A 14715-nucleotide genomic window follows, 5' to 3' on the forward strand; every position below is an offset into this window, starting at 1 on the left:
CGAGCGATGTACGCGGGCTGCGGGGTCACCCGAGGCTGCGAACGAAGGCCGCGGCCTCCCGCATGGTGAGAGTGGGCAGGTAGGCGCGGGCGAGCGCGACGCCGATGGCCGGCAGCGCCACCGGGTCGGGGTAGGCCATGAAGAGCGGGTGGAACTCGGGCTGGAACTTGCGTTTGAATGCGAAGAGCGACCGGAACCCGTACACGGGCTCCAGCGTACGACCGAGGAAGTCGAGCATCCGCGCGGCCAGGCTGCCGGTCTCGCCCTCGGACTGGGGCGTGTCTTTCCTCGCAAGCGGTGCCGCGGACAAGCTGAGGAATTCGACCTCCGGCCGGTCTTTGAGCAGTGACGCCGTCTCGCTGATCAGGAACTCCATGACGCCATTCATGGTGTCCGAACCTCGCCGCATGAAGTCGAGGGTCCACCCGATCACCTCGCCGCCCCGATAGGTGGGGAGCCAGCTCGTGACAGCCAGAATTCGGTCGTCGGAGTCGATCGCGAGCATCAGCCGCACGTCGGGGTCGCGCAGTTCGTCGAGTCCGCCGAGCGTGAAGCCGAGCTCCGGCAGGCCCTTCTCCTGCACCCACTGCTCGGAGATCTCCGCGATCTGTGCGGCCTGCCGCAGAGGCAAGGACCGGTACGAGGTCCACACGGCGCGGACCCCGAGCTTCTGGGCCCGGTTGACGGAGGAACGGATGTCCTGCCACTTCTTGCCGGTTGTGGCCCAGTTGTGCGGGCGCAGCACGGTCTCCTCCCCCACCTCCATGGCCTGCCAGCCCATCTCGTCGAACACCGGGCGCCAGCGTTCGCGCAGGGAGTAGAACACCGGCACCCAGCCGTGGTCGTCGCACATGCGGGCGAAGGCGGCGACCACCGCCGATGCCCGCGGCAGGTCATCGGCGGGGTCCACGCCGACGGGCTCTGCGACCGTGATGGCCACGCCGTTCACCACCCGGTAGGCGATGGCCACGGGCGTGACCGGCTCGGGCTCCGTCGGAGTGAACCACAGTGAGGACCCCTCCCAGGTGGTCATATGGGCGAGCGAACCGCCGCCGCCTGCGCGCAGCAGACCGCGGAGGCGCAGTTGGTCCTCCGGTGGGGCGCCGACGGCACCGGTGCGGAGGGCCAGGAGGGCTCCGCCGATGACGAGCAGCCAGAAAATCGGTCCTACCCAGTGGTAGAGCACGGTCGACAGGGGATCCCCCGGCAGGAAGGACAGGCGTTCCAGTCTCAGGAACCCGACCGGGATGAAGCGTTCGGGTAGGTCGGCGACGAGGTCGGCCAGGGTCACCTGCGGCCGGAAGCGATCGCGCAGAACCCAGCCCAGGCTCACGTACACGACCGACAGCACCAGCAGTCCGCCCGTCGTGATCACCGCGAACCGCCGCAGGTAGCCGGGGCGGGTGCGCACAGGGAAGTGGCGCAGGGACAGGGCGATCCAGACCGCGGTGGCCGCGGGCACCAGCACCGACACGATCAGCACCAGTGCGACCTCCCAGTAGTGGCCGGAGCGCCACTGGAACGAATAGGGCTCGCCGGAGACGGGGAGCAGACCGTAGTACCAGGCGCCGAGGACGGCCATCCCCACGTTGACGACGATGGCCAGCCCCGCGGCGAACCGGCGGCCACGGGTCAGGCCGTACGCGGCGATCAGCAGGACGATGAGCGGCAGCAGGCTCACCAGCACCGGACCGACTCCGCCGATCCGCTCCAGAGTCAGCTCGTGCACACACTGCCGGGTGATGTTCCCGAGCAGGCAACGGTCGACCACGTCGCCGACCGGAGGAACCTCCTGGGTGAGCAGCAGCCCGAGCGGCGCGAGGATCCCGAACCGGCCACCGGACACCACAGTGACCACGGGACCGATGGCGAGCACGGCCACGATCGCGCCGAACAGGGTGCGCGTCTCATGATCGGAACTGCGCCGCCAGGCCGCTTCGCGCCGCACCGGCCGGAGCACGATCCCCAGAACGAGGCCGGTGAGCACGGCCAGCAGCCGGTACAGGTCGCTCGGCTGGCCGGAGTAGAGCAGCAGGACGAGCGCAGCGGCGAGGGTGAGCACCCGGATGCGCCGGCGCCAGAGCGCCCCGGCGAATCCACTCGCGGCCATGATGGTGCCCAGGATCGGAGTGAACGGGTCGAGCGCCCACAGCTCCCGCACTCCCCGAGACCACATCTCGCCGCCGGCGACGCCGAAGTCCTGCAGCACCAGCCCCAGGCCCGTGCCGATCACCGCCGTGGCCAGGAACGCCAGGATGGTGCGGCCGGTGCCGAGCAGGCGCTCGGCGGCTCCGAGCACGAGAACCGCGCCGAGGATCGCCAGGACGAGTTCGGCGATGTTGTCAACGAGGAACACCGACGTGATCGGGGTCCACCAGTGCCCCAGCCCGATCGCGGAGTGATATCCGGTGCCGAGCAAGAGGCGCAGGGCATACGACGGGCCCCGGAGCAGCCCCGTCGCCAACGCGGTGGCGAGCAGAAGCACCGCGACGCTGAGGGAGAACGGCGTACGCGCGGCGCTGGTGGCGAGGCGGCGCATCCGCTGTCGGAGAGCCGACGGCCGGGTGACCGGCGGCGGGGTGACCGGTGTCTGTGCGCCCGAGAGGGTGGGAGTGCTCACGACAGGCCACTCAATCCGGTGCTCTCGGCGAGCACGGGCAGGGCCTGGGTCCACGCATACTGCACGGTGTGCCAGTCGTGCGCGGTGCCCGGCGACACGATGAAGTGGGTGTGAGCGCCGGCCTGGTCCGCGGCATCCTTCACGGACTGGGACCAGGGCAGGTACCGGGTGTCGTCGCCACCCACGGCGACGATCACCGTGAGGTTCTCGTACGGCGCGTGCGCGGCCAGCACGGAGACGGGAGCCGCTGCCGCGTACGCCGTGGCGTCGCCGGCGAACCCGGCGGCGATGGTCTGGGCGACGCTGCCCTTCTGCGGGGCCAGTTCACCCGAGATGTCGAGAATGGTTCCGTAGAGCTCCGGATGCGCGGCGCCGAGTTGAATCGAGCAGGTTCCGCCCTGGGAGAATCCGGCGATTGCCCAGCCGGCGGGGCCGGCGGCGACATGAAGGTGGGCCCGGATCCAGTCCGGAACGTCCTTGGTGAGGTAGGACGCCGAGTTGCCGAGCGTGGAGTCGACGCACATCGGGTTCTGTTCCGGGGCACCGAGCTGGTCGGGCACCACGACGATGGGAGCCACCCCTCCGTGCGCGGCCGCGTAGCCGTCGAGGATGGTGGCCAGGTGGCCCGCCGTGAAGACATCGGCAGGACTGCCGGGCTGGCCCGACAGCATCTCCACGACCGGCAGTGCTGGCGGGTTGGTCCTGCGCGCGGCCGGCGGAAGGTAGACGAGGGCAGACCGAGCGGCGAACCCCGAGGTGGTGGCCGGAATCGTCACGGTGCCCACCACTCCCGTCGCGGGCGTCGAGCCTGAAGTCGCCACAGCGAGCGAGTCGTAGGTGGGGAGTCCGAGGGCGGTGCGCACCGTCGTGAACTGCCCGAAGTCAGCATTCACCCCCGCCGCCGCGGAGAGCAGCAGCAGCGGGATGGCGACGACGGCGACCATTCGGCGCCACCTCCTCGCGGTGACGAGGGCGAACACGATCAGAGCGAGAGCACCGAAGAACCCGGCAGCCCAGAGGCGGGTCGTCGTACTCAGGGAGACTCCGAAGAGATCCCAGACGTCGCTCACCAGCCAGCTGAGCGTCCACCCTGCCGCAGCGCCGCCGACGACCAGGCCGAGTCCGATCAGTGTGCTCGGGGTCGGCAGACGACGGGCGGCCAGAACGATCAGGCTCACCGCCGTCACCCCGTATAGGGCGAAAAGAAGCGGGCCACCGACGATGCTGGTGTTCAGGAATGTGCTCACGAATGTCCTCCGGATCAACTGTGCACCCGCTGTGCTCGGCCACGCACCCGGAGTGATCGTTCTGAACGAGGTTTCAGAGCACGCGCTGGCTATCATCGGCCCGCTCACGGGACACTGTCAGGTACCGCTCAGGTATCGGAGCGGACGGCTGAAACCGGCCCGTCAGCGCGCTCCACGGGTGCTCAGATCGTCGACGAGTTCCTGCACACGAGGGGCGGGCGCGCCGTGCCGGCTGGCACGTCGCAGCAGGGCGCCGCCGATGGCGTCAAGCTCGTCCTCCGCCCCGGCCTCCAGGTCATTCTGCAGGGAGGACCGCATGCCGGGTGGGAGCGCGTGGATAGCCCGGGCGAGCTGGGCGGGGTCCGACGGCACACCATCCCTGGTGGCGATCTGGGCGACCTCGGCCAGCAACGCGGTGGTGAGGGCAGGGTCCTGGTCCCGGGCGGCCCCGATGCTGACTCCCCAGTAGGACGTGAGCAGCGCCATCGGAGCCAGGAATCGCAGTTTGCTCCAGAGCACCTCCGCCTCGCTTCCGCCCACGGTGACATCGAGTCCGGCGCCTTTCCAGGCCGTGACGACTCCGGTGCTCTCCCCGTCGGCGGGAACGGTGAGCCGCAGGAACGGACTGCGGTGGTCGATGATCGTGGGCCCGAGTCGGGTGCTCTCGACAGCGACCGTAGCGCCCGCGACGCGGGCATCGGGGGCTGCCTGCCGCAGCACGTCCATGTGTTCGATGCCGTTGAGCAGGGACACGACCTCGGCGGGTTGCGCTCGCCGGAGGGCATCGACGATTCCAGGGAGGGCATAGGCCTTGGTGGCCACGATCACGCGGGCACCGACGGGAATCTCCGTCACCGCCGTGAGTCGGCCGACCTGGTCGCCGAAATGGGGGCTATGCAGCGTGAGGCCGTCAGCGTTGATGTGCCGAGCCGTTTCCGGACGTGCGACGGCGACGACATCGATCCCGCTTCCGTGCAGCAGGACGGCGATGAGCCCTCCCACGGCTCCGGCACCCACAACAGCGATGACCGGCTCAGACATTCGACACCTGTGACATGGGGACCTTCCATTGTGCGTGCGGCGTCTGCCGCCCGTTCCATTGTGGAGCAGATACAGTGTGGAAATGTCCTCTTCCACCACGCTGGCCGGCCTCGGCGACGAACGCTTCGTGTCGCTCACCACGTTCCGCCGCACGGGAGAGCCAGTCTCGACCCCGGTGTGGATTGCCAGGGACGGTGACGACCTGATCGTGACCACCCCGAGGCAGAGCGGCAAGGTGAAGCGGATTCGCCACACCTCCCGGGTGCAGCTGGTCCCCTGTTCCCGCACCGGAGCCGTGGCGGCCGGTGCGCTGCCGCTGGAGGCGATGGCCGTTATCGAAGACGACGACCGGAGCCGGGCTGTATTGACGGCGGTCTTCGCCGCAAAATACCGACTCGAGTACCGGATCTTCCTGTTCATCGAACGACTCGGCAAATCCGGTGCCAAAACCCGCGTGCTGCTGCGGATCAGCAGCCCCCGCTCCCCCAACACATAGGAGACCGCCAAGCAGACTGCGTCCCGGTGGTCGAGCGTGTCGAGACCCGGTGGGTCATTCCGTGTTCGGTGGTTGTCGCGTGTCCGGGTCGTGGGTGTTGGGGTCGTGGGCGCGGTGTTGGTTGGGTCGGCGCCATGTGCCGGTGGGGTCGAGCCAGTGCGGTGCCTTCACTTGCGGCATGCCGTTGACCATGCGGATCTTCCACCCGGCGGTGTCGATGGTGTGGTGGTGGTACCAGCAGAGCAGTACCCCGTTGTCGATGTCGGTCGGGCCACCGTTCTGCCAGGGGATGACGTGGTGGAGTTCGGTCCATTGGGCCGGGCTGGTGCAGTTCGGGACGATGCAGCCGCCGTCTCGGGCGGTGATGGCGCGGCGTTGGAGGGGGCTGAAGCAGCGGGCTTTGTTGCCCAGGGCGAGGACGGCGCCGTTGCCGCCGAAGAACACCGGGCGGATGCCGCCGTTGTCGACCATCTGGTTGATCGTTTTCATCGACAAGGGTGCGTCGACGCCGTCGATCCAGCCGACGCCGATGCCGGCGAGGAGGTCTGCGGCGCTGACGTGCACCATCACGGTTGGTGGCATCCCGCCCATGGTGGGGGTGCGGGGGTCTTGGGCGATCTGGGTGAGGATGCCGCGGAGGATGTCGGCTCGTTTCTCGCCGCCGCTGCGGTCGTCGAGGATCTCTCCGGGGACGAGTTCGCCGGCTTCGATGCGTTCCTGTTCCTCGGCGGAGGGGAACCGGGGTGCGGTGCGGGCGGACTGGTAGGTGTTGAACAGGGTTTGGATGATGCCTTTGAGTTCCGGTGTGACGCCGCCGCGGAGGGGGTAGAGGCCGTTGCGGATCCCGCCGAAGGAGAACGTGGACTTCGCCTCGAGGACCTCCTCGTTGGGCGCGAGGCCGTCGGGGTTCAGTGCCGCCTGCCACTGCAGAGCCATGTCCCGGAGAGCATCGGCGGGGTAGGCGAACCCGTCTGAGTCGCCCAGTCGGGTGATCGGGTCGCCGTCGGTGCTGCGGCCGTAGACGGAGCCGGTGGCCGATTCGACCAGCCCGGCCTCGGCGGCGTCGACGTCGGCGGGGTTCGCATCGAACCGGCCGTGGACCTTGTAGTCGGCCAGGCCCTTCACGATCTCCTCCGCCGCGTCCAGCCCGAGTTCCCCGTCGGCCAGCGCGGCGGCGACGGTGGGGAAGACGGGGTCGAGGACGGTGCCGCCCATCATGCGTGGGGCGATCCTCTCCCCCAACCGCACCCGGCGTTTCATCTCCTGGCCCGACGCCCCGGTCAACCGGGTCAACAGGTCGGTGTGGTGCGACGCGCCCAACCGCCACGCCAACGAGTCCCGACCCAACCCCGTCCGAGCCCGGTACTCCACCACCGTGGCGGTGGTCACCCGGGCCAGATCCGCGGGCCGGCCGACCTGCTCCGTCATCTGCGTCAGCGCGACCAGCTCCGCATCGGTGAGCCCGTCGACATCGATCGAACCCATCACCTCCTGCACCACCGCGGCGGCCCGCGCCAGGACCTGCAGTTTCTGTCCGAACACCCCGGTATGTGCCTGCTGCACCGCGGGGAGCCGTGCGGGGTCCCGCCAGGTGGGCTGCGGGGCACCCCGGCGACCCGCGCGAGGCGGCGCGGGCACCGCCCGGTCGCCGTCGATGGGAGTATCGGTGGCCGCGTTTACGCTCGAGTCAGCGGGGACGTCGAAGGCTGCGGGAACTGGTGCCGGACCGGCCAGGCTGGTGTTCCAGTCCTGCGGAGTACCGCCGGCGGGAGTGTCTCCCAGCGGTGCGGTGGAGCCGTGTACGAGCTCTTCGTCCATACCCTCATTCTCCCACGAATCAAAGAATATTGTGAGGAAATGTCACGTTATCCACAAGGGAATCTCGAGAATACTTGCGCCCGAGTCATTGCAAGTTCATAGGGACATCCAAAGGATCTCGACGGGCTCGATCGACGGGACGGGGCGTCAGGGTGCACAGAAAAGACGGGGCCCAGCACGGTGTTAACCGGCTGAGTCCCGCCGCACGGCCTCTGACTGGACCGGGAGGCACCGCCCCGACAAGCCTCGCTTCGGAGCCCGGCGCTAGAAGCCCAGGCGGCCCAGCTGCTTCGGGTCGCGCTGCCATTCCTTGGCGACCTTCACGCGCAGGGACAGGAAGACCCGCTTGCCCACGAGAGGTTCGATCTGCTTGCGTGCCCGCATGCCGACATCCTTGAGGCGGCCGCCGGACTTGCCGATGATGATGCCCTTCTGGCTGTCGCGCTCGACGAAGAGGTTGGCGTAGATCTCCACGAGTTCCTGGTCGTCGCGCTCGATGATGTCGTCGATCGTGACGGCGATCGAGTGCGGCAGCTCGTCGGTCACGCCCTCGAGGGCGGCCTCCCGGATGTACTCGGAGATCCGGGACTCCAGGCTCTCGTCGGTCACGGCATCAGCGGGGTACAGTGGTGCGTCGCTGAGCGGCAGTAGTCGCAGCAGTTCGCTGCTCAGCACATCCAGCTGGATGCGGCTGGTGGCCGAGATCGGCACGATCGCCTCCCAGTCGCGCAGCTGCGAAACGGCGAGGAGCTGGTTGGCGACACTGGTCTTGGAGGACATGTCGATCTTGGTGACGATGGCCACCTTCTTGGCGCGGGGGAAGTTGTCCAGCTGCTCGTTGATGAACTTGTCGCCAGGGCCGATGGGTTCGTTGGCCGGGATGCACAGGCCGACGACGTCGACGCCACTGAGCGTGGACTGCACCAGGCTGTTCAACCGCTCGCCGAGCAAGGTGCGCGGGCGGTGGATGCCGGGGGTGTCGACCAGGATCAGCTGGCCGTCCTTCTGGTGCACGATGCCGCGGATAGCCCGCCGGGTGGTCTGCGGCTTCGACGACGTGATCGCCACCTTCTCCCCCACCAAGGCGTTGGTCAGGGTGGATTTGCCCACGTTGGGGCGCCCGACAAACGAGACGAACCCCGCTCTGAAGTCAGGTTCTCTTGTCATTGCCGTGTGCTCCTTCTGTGTCCGGCATTCCCAGGAATGCGGACTGTGCGTCTCTCAACGCCTTGTCTGGTTCAACCAGCACTGTGCTGATTCGTTTGCGGCGGCCTTCTGTACGTTCCGCCGTGAGGATGAGGCCGCTGGTTCTCGCCTCGGACCCGGCGACGGGAAGCCGTCCGAGCACCTTCGCGAGCAGGCCGCCGACTGAATCGACCTCGTCGTCGTCGAGGTCGAGGTCGAACAGCTCGCCGAGCTCATCGACGGGCAGTCGGGCGCTCACCCGGAAACGGCCTGATCCGAGGTCTTCGATCTCCACGACGTCGCGGTCGTACTCGTCGGAGATGTCGCCCACGAGTTCCTCGATGAGGTCCTCGAGGGTCACCAGACCGGCGATTCCGCCGTACTCGTCGACGACCATGGCGAGGTGGTTTGATTCGAGCTGCATCTGGCGGAGCAGCGCGTCGGCCTTCTTGGACTCGGGCACGAACTGGGCGGCCTTGGCCAGTTCCCGCACCGTGAGGCTCTCGAGGTTGCGCGGGCGCTCGTAGACGAGACGGGAGACATCCCGCAGGTAGAGCACACCGATGACGTCGTCCACCTCTCCGTCCACGACAGGCACCCGGGAGTAGCCCTTGCTGAGGAACAGCCCCATGGCGGCACCGACGGTGGCGTCGGCGTCGATGGTGACCATGTCGGTGCGCGGGATCATGACCTCGCGCACGACGGTCTCGCTGAACTCGAAGATCGAGTGGATGAGTTCGCGGTCGTCTTCCTCGATCACGTCCAGCTCGGTGGCCTCATCGACCATGCTGAGCAGCTGGTCCTCCGAGGTGAAGGTGGCGAGACGGCTGCGGCCCGGGGTGACCCGGTTACCGAGGGCGACCAGGGCGTTGGCCACAGGGCCGAGCAGCACGCGCAGGAAGTGCACGAGAACGGCCGTGAGCACGAGCAGGTTCTTCGGATGCGCCCGGCCCACGCTGCGCGGGCTGGCCCCGACGAGCACGAACGACACGGCCGTCATCAGCAGGGCCGACAGCAGCAGGGCCAACCAGATCTGGTCGATCGTGGTGGCGAACACGAGGGTGACGAGCACCGCCGCGGTCGTCTCCGCGATGATCCGCACGAAGTTGATGGCGTTCAGGTGCGCGCCCGTATCGGCGGCGATAGCACGCAGTGACCGCTTCGAACGTGCGGTCACGGCGAGTTCGGCGATGTCGGCCCGGGACTGGGATGTGACCGCAGCGTCGACAGCGGCCATCAGCCCGCCGAACGCGACGAGCAGGATGGCGGCCGTGAGGAACCACCCGACGATCATCGGGGCCGGCGTCGTTCCTGCATGGAGAAGCCGATCAGGATGTCGCGCTGGATGCCGAACATCTCCTTCTCTTCCTCTGGCTCCGCGTGGTCGAAGCCGAGCAGGTGCAGGATGCCGTGCGTGGTGAGCAGCAGCAGTTCGTCGAGGGTGCTGTGGCCGGCGGTCTCCGCCTGGCCCTGGGCCACCTGCGGGCAGAGCACGATGTCGCCGAGCAGGCCCGGCGGCGTGATGGCGTCTTCGGTGCCGGGGCGCAGTTCGTCCATCGGGAAGCTGAGGACGTCGGTAGGACCCGGCTCATCCATCCACTGCACGTGGAGCTGTTCCATGGCGCCCTCGTCGACGAGCACGATCGCCAGTTCGGCGTCGGCATGCACGTGCATGGTGTCCAGCGCGAAGGCGGCGAGCCTCAGGATGGCGGCCTCGTCGACCGGGATGGCCGACTCATTGTTGATTTCGATGCTCAACTGGATCTCCGTTTCGGGGTGCGATCGCGCGGGTTCCCCTGGTGCGGAGCGCGGGATGCGAAGTCGCGGGCCTGTTCGCTTTCGTAGCGTTGGGCCTGCTTCTGCGCGTCGTATTCGGTGTAGGCGTCGACGATGCGGCCGACAAGGCTGTGGCGCACGACGTCGGCGCTGGTCAGGCGAACGAAGGCTATGTCGTCGATTCCGTCGAGCACCTTGGTGACCAGGCGGAGTCCGCTGGCGCCGGCGGGCAGGTCCACCTGGGTGATGTCACCGGTGACAACCATCTGGGAACCGAAGCCGAGCCGGGTGAGGAACATCTTCATCTGCTCCGGCGTCGTGTTCTGGGCCTCGTCGAGCACGATGAACGCGGAATTCAGGGTGCGCCCGCGCATGTACGCCAGCGGGGCCACCTCGATGGTGCCGGCGGCCAGCAGCTTGGGCACCAGCTCCGGGTCCATCATCTCGAAGAGGGCGTCGTAGAGTGGCCGCAGGTACGGGTCGATCTTGTCAGTGAGGCTGCCGGGCAGGAACCCGAGCCGCTCCCCCGCCTCGACGGCCGGTCGGGTGAGGATGATGCGGTCGACCTCCTTGCGCTGCAGCGCCTGCACGGCCTTTGCCATGGCGAGGTAGGTCTTGCCGGTTCCGGCCGGCCCGATGCCGAAGACGATGGCGTTCTCGTCGATCGCGTTGACATAGCTGCTCTGACCGAGCGTCTTGGGGCGCACCGTGAGGCCACGCGACGTGAGGATGGTCTGGCCGAGCACCGTCGACGGGCTCGACGTGCTGTCGGCGCCGAGCATGCGCGCCGAGGTTGTCACCTCGGTCTCGCCGAGGTCCGCCCCGGTACGCAGAAGCAGCTGCAGCTCCTCGATCAGGCGCACCACGGCATCCGTGGAGGCGGCCGGCCCGGTGAGGGTGACCTCGTTGCCGCGGACGTGCACGGTCACGTCCGGGTATTCCTTCTCGATGGTGCTGAGGAACCGGTCCTGGGGGCCGAGCAGACGCACCATGGCGACGCCGTCGACGAGGAGTGTGCGCACCGCGGGCAGTGCGCCTGTTCCGGGAGTCTCCGGGTCAGAGGGCTGCAAGCGTCCCCTCCTCGAGAGTGCCGCCGAGCACATGGGCGTGCACGTGGAAAACCGTCTGGCCGGCCGATGCGCCGGTGTTGAAGATCAAGCGGTACTCCCCCGCGCAGTGTTCGTCGGCCACCCGGCCGGCCACGGCGACCAGTTCGGCCAGGAGGGCGGGGTCGCCGGCCGCGAGTTCGCCGACGTTCTGGTATTGCTGGGTCTTGGTGGTCACGACCACGTGGACGGGCGCCTGCGGGGCGATGTCGTTGAACGCGATGATGTGGTCGGTTTCCGCGACGATGGTCGCCGGAATCTCGCGCGCGGCAATGCGGCTGAAGATGGAGGGTTCTGCACCGGAGGAGGCCATACGTCTATCTTAAGCGGAACTACCAGCGACCGAGGGTTGCGTTCAGGATGGCGACGGCGGCGGGGCCCGCCGTCGACGTGCGCAGCACGGTGTCGCCCAGGCGCACCCGGCTGGCGCCGGCCGCCTCGAGGACGTCCAGTTCCGATGCGGCGATCCCGCCCTCCGGGCCCACGACGAGAACGATGTCACGATCGTCGGTCGGTGGCGCGATCGCGGTCAGCCGGGTGTCCGCGGTGGGTTCGAGCAGCAGCATCCGGCTGGTGGCGGCGAGCTGTGCAAGTTGCTTGGTGCTGACCAGCGCCGCCACCTCTGGCAGCCAGGGCCGGATTGACTGCTTGCTGGCCTCGCGCACGATGGCGGCCCAACGGGCCTGCCCCTTCGCCACCTTGACGCCTTCCCACCGCACCACCGACCGTGAGGCCGCCCACGGGATGACCCCGTCGATGCCGAGTTCGGTGGCCGCCTGCACCGCGAGTTCATCGCGGTCGCCCTTGGCCAGCGCCTGCACGAGCAGGATGCGCGGAGTCGCCGGCGGGCTGTGCCGCACGGAGTCGACGCGGAGCACAAGCTCGGTCGGAGCCGCCGTGATCACGGTGACCCCCAGCATCAGCCCGGCGCCGTCGCCCACCAGCAGGGTCTCGCCCGGGCGCACCCGGCTGACCGTGACGGCGTGCTTGGCCTCGGCGCCGGTGAGGCTCACCGTGGCCCCCACCTGCATGGCGGACGGGGCCTGGCCGAGAGTCTCCGAGAGGAAGAAATGCGCCATCGCTAGCGGGCGTCCCTAACCGAGGAACCGGTCGCGGAGCTTCGCGAACAGGCCCTGCTGGAAGTGGCTGAGGGCCGGTGCCGCGACCTTGTGGCGGGCGGCGAAGGCCTCGATGAGTTCGCGTTCCTTGTGGTCGAGCTTGGTCGGGGTGAGCACCTGCACGCCGACGCGGAGATCGCCACGGCCGTTGCCGCGCAGCCGCGTGATCCCGCGGTCCTTGACCGTGAGGATCTCGCCGGCCTGCACGCCCGGGCGGAGCTCCACCTCGATGTCGCCGTCGAGGGCCTTGACCGTGGCCGTGGCGCCGAGGATGGCGTCGGTCATGGGCACCTCGAGGGTGCACAGCAGGTCGTCGCCGTCACGGCTGAAGACGTCGTGGTGCCGCACCTTCATCTCGAGGTAGAGATCGCCGTTGGGGCCTCCGGCCGGTCCGGCCTCGCCGCTGCCGGGCATCTGCAGGCGCAGGCCCGTGTCGACGCCGGCGGGGATGTCGACCGGAACCGTGCGGCGCGCGCGCACGCGGCCCTGGCCCTGGCAGGTGACGCAGGGCGTGGCGATGATGGTGCCGTAGCCGCGGCAGGAGCCACAGGGGCTGGAGGTCATGACGTTGCCGAGCAGGGACCGCACGGCACGCTGGATGCTTCCGGTGCCGTGACAGATGTCGCAGGTCACCGGGGAGGTGCCGGGCTGGCAGCAGCTGCCGTTGCAGGTGGCGCAGACGATCGCGGTGTCCACCTCGATGTCGCGGTGGGTGCCGAAGATCACCTCGTCGAGGTCGAGCTCCACGCGGATGAGGGCGTCCTGCCCGCGTTCGCGGCGCGACCGCGGGCCGCGGCTGCCGCCGCCTCCCCCGCCGAAGAAGGTCTCGAAGATGTCGCCGAAGTTGCCGGCGTCGAAGCCGCCGCCCTGGCCGGAGTTGCCCGAGCCGCCGCGGTCGTAGTTCTGGCGCTGCTTGGGGTCGGAGAGCACGTCGTAGGCGTGGGTGATGGTCTTGAACCGCTCGGATGCCTCAGCGCCCGGGTTCACATCGGGGTGCAACTGGCGGGCGAGGCGCCGGTAGGCCTTCTTGATCTCGTCGGTGGTGGCATCGCGCGCGACGCCGAGTGCTTCGTAATGGTCAGCCAAAGCTGGCTCTCCTCGGGTTCTGGGGTGAAAAGTGTCGGTGGGAAGGTGTGGGGGCGGCTAGTTCTCGCCGAGCAGGCGCGAGAGGTACCGGGCGACGGCGCGCACGGCCGCCATGTTGTTGGAGTAGTCCATGCGGGTCGGGCCGAGCACGCCCAGCCGGGCCGCATCGCCGTGGGAGGTATAGCCGCTCGTGAGCACGGAGGTCTCCCCCAGGCCGAACGGCGCGTTCTCACGGCCGATGCTCACCGAGACGCCGTGCTGGTCGGTGGCCATCTCGCCGAACAGGCGCAACAGCACCACCTGCTCCTCGATGGCCTCGAGCACAGGGTAGATACTGCCGCTGAAGTCGTCCTCGGTGCGCACCAGGTTCGCGGCGCCGGCCATGACCAGGCGGTCCTGACGGTTGGCGCCCACCTGGTCCCGCAGAGTGCCGGTGATGAGGTCGATCAGGTCCTGCAGTTCGGGCGGGCCCAGCCCGGTCGGCCCGGTCAGCGCGGCGGCCGCCTCGCTCATGCTCAGACCGCCGACCACGGCGTTGAGCCGGGTGCGGAGTTCGGCCAGGGCGACCTCGTCCACGGCGCGGGTCAACTCCACCACGCGCTGTTCGACGCGTCCGGAGTCCGTGATCAGGACGGACAGCACCCGGGTGTCGCTGAGCGGCACCAGTTCGATGTGCCGCACGCTAGCGCGCGACAACGACGGGTACTGCACGAGGGCCACCTGATGGGTCAGCTGCGAGAGCAACCTGACGCTCCGCGCCAGCACCTCGTCCAGATCGGCGGACTGGCCGAGGAAGACCTCGATGGCCTGCCGCTGGGCGCCGGTCAGGGGGCGCAGGTCGGCCAAGTGGTCGACGAAGAGGCGATAGCCCTTGTCGGTGGGAATGCGCCCCGACGACGTGTGGGGCGCGATGATGAGCTCTTCCTCCTCGAGCAGGGCCATGTCGTTGCGGATGGTCGCTGCCGAGACTCCGAAGGCATGCCTGTCGACGATCGACTTGGACCCCACCGGTTCGCGCGAGGCCACGTAGTCCTGCACGATGACGCGGAGCACTTCGAGACTACGATCCGACACCATTCCGATCGCCTCCCTCACGCCCGGTCCTGCCACCAACTGGCTGGCACTCTCATTGTTTGACTGCTAATCATATCGCGAGCGGGCTGGATACCCATTGCTCCCCGACGATTTTGCGCAGTAGCGTGGGCACAAGCACACCCACGCA

Annotated in this window: 13 protein-coding genes; 1 reads left to right on the top strand and 12 read right to left on the bottom strand. The window is 68.6% G+C overall.

The features are described 5' to 3' along the window. Positions 1-25 precede the first annotated feature (25 nt). From DOE79_RS02005 to DOE79_RS02015, 3 genes are all read right to left on the bottom strand, one after another. On the bottom strand, positions 26-2620 hold the full coding sequence (locus tag DOE79_RS02005) for a phosphatidylglycerol lysyltransferase domain-containing protein (RefSeq protein ID WP_245977072.1): 2595 nt from the start codon (positions 2618-2620) through the stop codon (positions 26-28). Continuing rightward, a complete protein-coding gene (locus tag DOE79_RS02010; protein WP_162942567.1) occupies positions 2617-3867 on the bottom strand; it encodes an alpha/beta hydrolase in 1251 nt (416 codons plus the stop codon). Before DOE79_RS02010 ends, DOE79_RS02005 begins: the two co-directional genes overlap by 4 nt. Positions 3868-4029: 162 nt before the next feature. After that, positions 4030-4908 carry a ketopantoate reductase family protein gene (locus tag DOE79_RS02015; protein WP_120337058.1) on the bottom strand — a complete coding sequence of 293 codons (879 nt, stop codon included), beginning with the start codon at positions 4906-4908 and terminating at the stop codon, positions 4030-4032. A gap of 82 nt (positions 4909-4990) precedes the next feature. Between DOE79_RS02015 and DOE79_RS02020 the strand changes: the two genes are divergently transcribed. Further along, entirely contained in the window at positions 4991-5404 is a 414-nt protein-coding gene (locus tag DOE79_RS02020) for a PPOX class F420-dependent oxidoreductase (protein WP_120337059.1), read from the top strand. Between the two features lie 54 nt (positions 5405-5458). Here DOE79_RS02020 and DOE79_RS02025 read toward each other — a convergent pair whose 3' ends face one another. The 9 genes from DOE79_RS02025 to hrcA all read right to left on the bottom strand — a co-directional run bounded on the left by DOE79_RS02025 (position 5459) and on the right by hrcA (position 14570). Continuing rightward, the gene (locus tag DOE79_RS02025; RefSeq protein ID WP_120337060.1) at positions 5459-7222 is read right to left on the bottom strand and encodes an HNH endonuclease signature motif containing protein; all 1764 of its coding nucleotides are present in this window, start codon (positions 7220-7222) and stop codon (positions 5459-5461) included. Positions 7223-7486: 264 nt separating this feature from the next. Then, positions 7487-8389, bottom strand: coding sequence for a GTPase Era (gene era, locus DOE79_RS02030; RefSeq protein WP_066595187.1), 903 nt, complete (start codon positions 8387-8389; stop codon positions 7487-7489). Continuing rightward, positions 8373-9701 carry a hemolysin family protein gene (locus DOE79_RS02035; RefSeq protein WP_120337061.1) on the bottom strand — a complete coding sequence of 443 codons (1329 nt, stop codon included), beginning with the start codon at positions 9699-9701 and terminating at the stop codon, positions 8373-8375. The genes era and DOE79_RS02035 overlap by 17 nt, the downstream gene beginning before the upstream one ends. Further along, positions 9698-10165 carry an rRNA maturation RNase YbeY gene (ybeY, locus tag DOE79_RS02040; protein ID WP_120337062.1) on the bottom strand — a complete coding sequence of 156 codons (468 nt, stop codon included), beginning with the start codon at positions 10163-10165 and terminating at the stop codon, positions 9698-9700. Before ybeY ends, DOE79_RS02035 begins: the two co-directional genes overlap by 4 nt. Then, on the bottom strand, positions 10162-11286 hold the full coding sequence (locus DOE79_RS02045; RefSeq protein ID WP_120337063.1) for a PhoH family protein: 1125 nt from the start codon (positions 11284-11286) through the stop codon (positions 10162-10164). Before DOE79_RS02045 ends, ybeY begins: the two co-directional genes overlap by 4 nt. Continuing rightward, positions 11240-11602 (bottom strand): HIT domain-containing protein, encoded by a 363-nt coding sequence (locus tag DOE79_RS02050; RefSeq protein ID WP_120337064.1) that lies wholly within the window; start codon positions 11600-11602, stop codon positions 11240-11242. Before DOE79_RS02050 ends, DOE79_RS02045 begins: the two co-directional genes overlap by 47 nt. Positions 11603-11621: 19 nt before the next feature. Next, positions 11622-12368, bottom strand: coding sequence for a 16S rRNA (uracil(1498)-N(3))-methyltransferase (locus DOE79_RS02055; RefSeq protein WP_120337065.1), 747 nt, complete (start codon positions 12366-12368; stop codon positions 11622-11624). 15 nt (positions 12369-12383) lie between these two features. Next, complete coding sequence (gene dnaJ, locus DOE79_RS02060; protein ID WP_120337066.1) at positions 12384-13493, bottom strand: molecular chaperone DnaJ; 1110 nt, start codon at positions 13491-13493, stop codon at positions 12384-12386. Between the two features lie 57 nt (positions 13494-13550). Beyond that, positions 13551-14570 (bottom strand): heat-inducible transcriptional repressor HrcA, encoded by a 1020-nt coding sequence (gene hrcA / locus DOE79_RS02065; RefSeq protein WP_120337067.1) that lies wholly within the window; start codon positions 14568-14570, stop codon positions 13551-13553. Positions 14571-14715: the final 145 nt, after the last annotated feature.

Source organism: Cryobacterium soli (assembly GCF_003611035.1).
GTDB lineage: Bacteria > Actinomycetota > Actinomycetes > Actinomycetales > Microbacteriaceae > Cryobacterium > Cryobacterium soli.

Excerpts from the sequence above, each read along its gene's own strand:
- DOE79_RS02015 (WP_120337058.1), bottom strand. The coding sequence starts at position 4,908 with ATGTCTGAGCCGGTCATCGCTGTTGTGGGTGCCGGAGCCGTGGGAGGG.
- DOE79_RS02020 (WP_120337059.1), top strand. The coding sequence starts at position 4,991 with ATGTCCTCTTCCACCACGCTGGCCGGCCTCGGCGACGAACGCTTCGTG.
- DOE79_RS02025 (WP_120337060.1), bottom strand. The coding sequence starts at position 7,222 with ATGGACGAAGAGCTCGTACACGGCTCCACCGCACCGCTGGGAGACACT.
- era (WP_066595187.1), bottom strand. The coding sequence starts at position 8,389 with ATGACAAGAGAACCTGACTTCAGAGCGGGGTTCGTCTCGTTTGTCGGG.
- DOE79_RS02035 (WP_120337061.1), bottom strand. The coding sequence starts at position 9,701 with ATGATCGTCGGGTGGTTCCTCACGGCCGCCATCCTGCTCGTCGCGTTC.
- DOE79_RS02045 (WP_120337063.1), bottom strand. The coding sequence starts at position 11,286 with ATGTGCTCGGCGGCACTCTCGAGGAGGGGACGCTTGCAGCCCTCTGAC.
- DOE79_RS02050 (WP_120337064.1), bottom strand. The coding sequence starts at position 11,602 with ATGGCCTCCTCCGGTGCAGAACCCTCCATCTTCAGCCGCATTGCCGCG.
- DOE79_RS02055 (WP_120337065.1), bottom strand. The coding sequence starts at position 12,368 with ATGGCGCATTTCTTCCTCTCGGAGACTCTCGGCCAGGCCCCGTCCGCC.
- hrcA (WP_120337067.1), bottom strand. The coding sequence starts at position 14,570 with ATGGTGTCGGATCGTAGTCTCGAAGTGCTCCGCGTCATCGTGCAGGAC.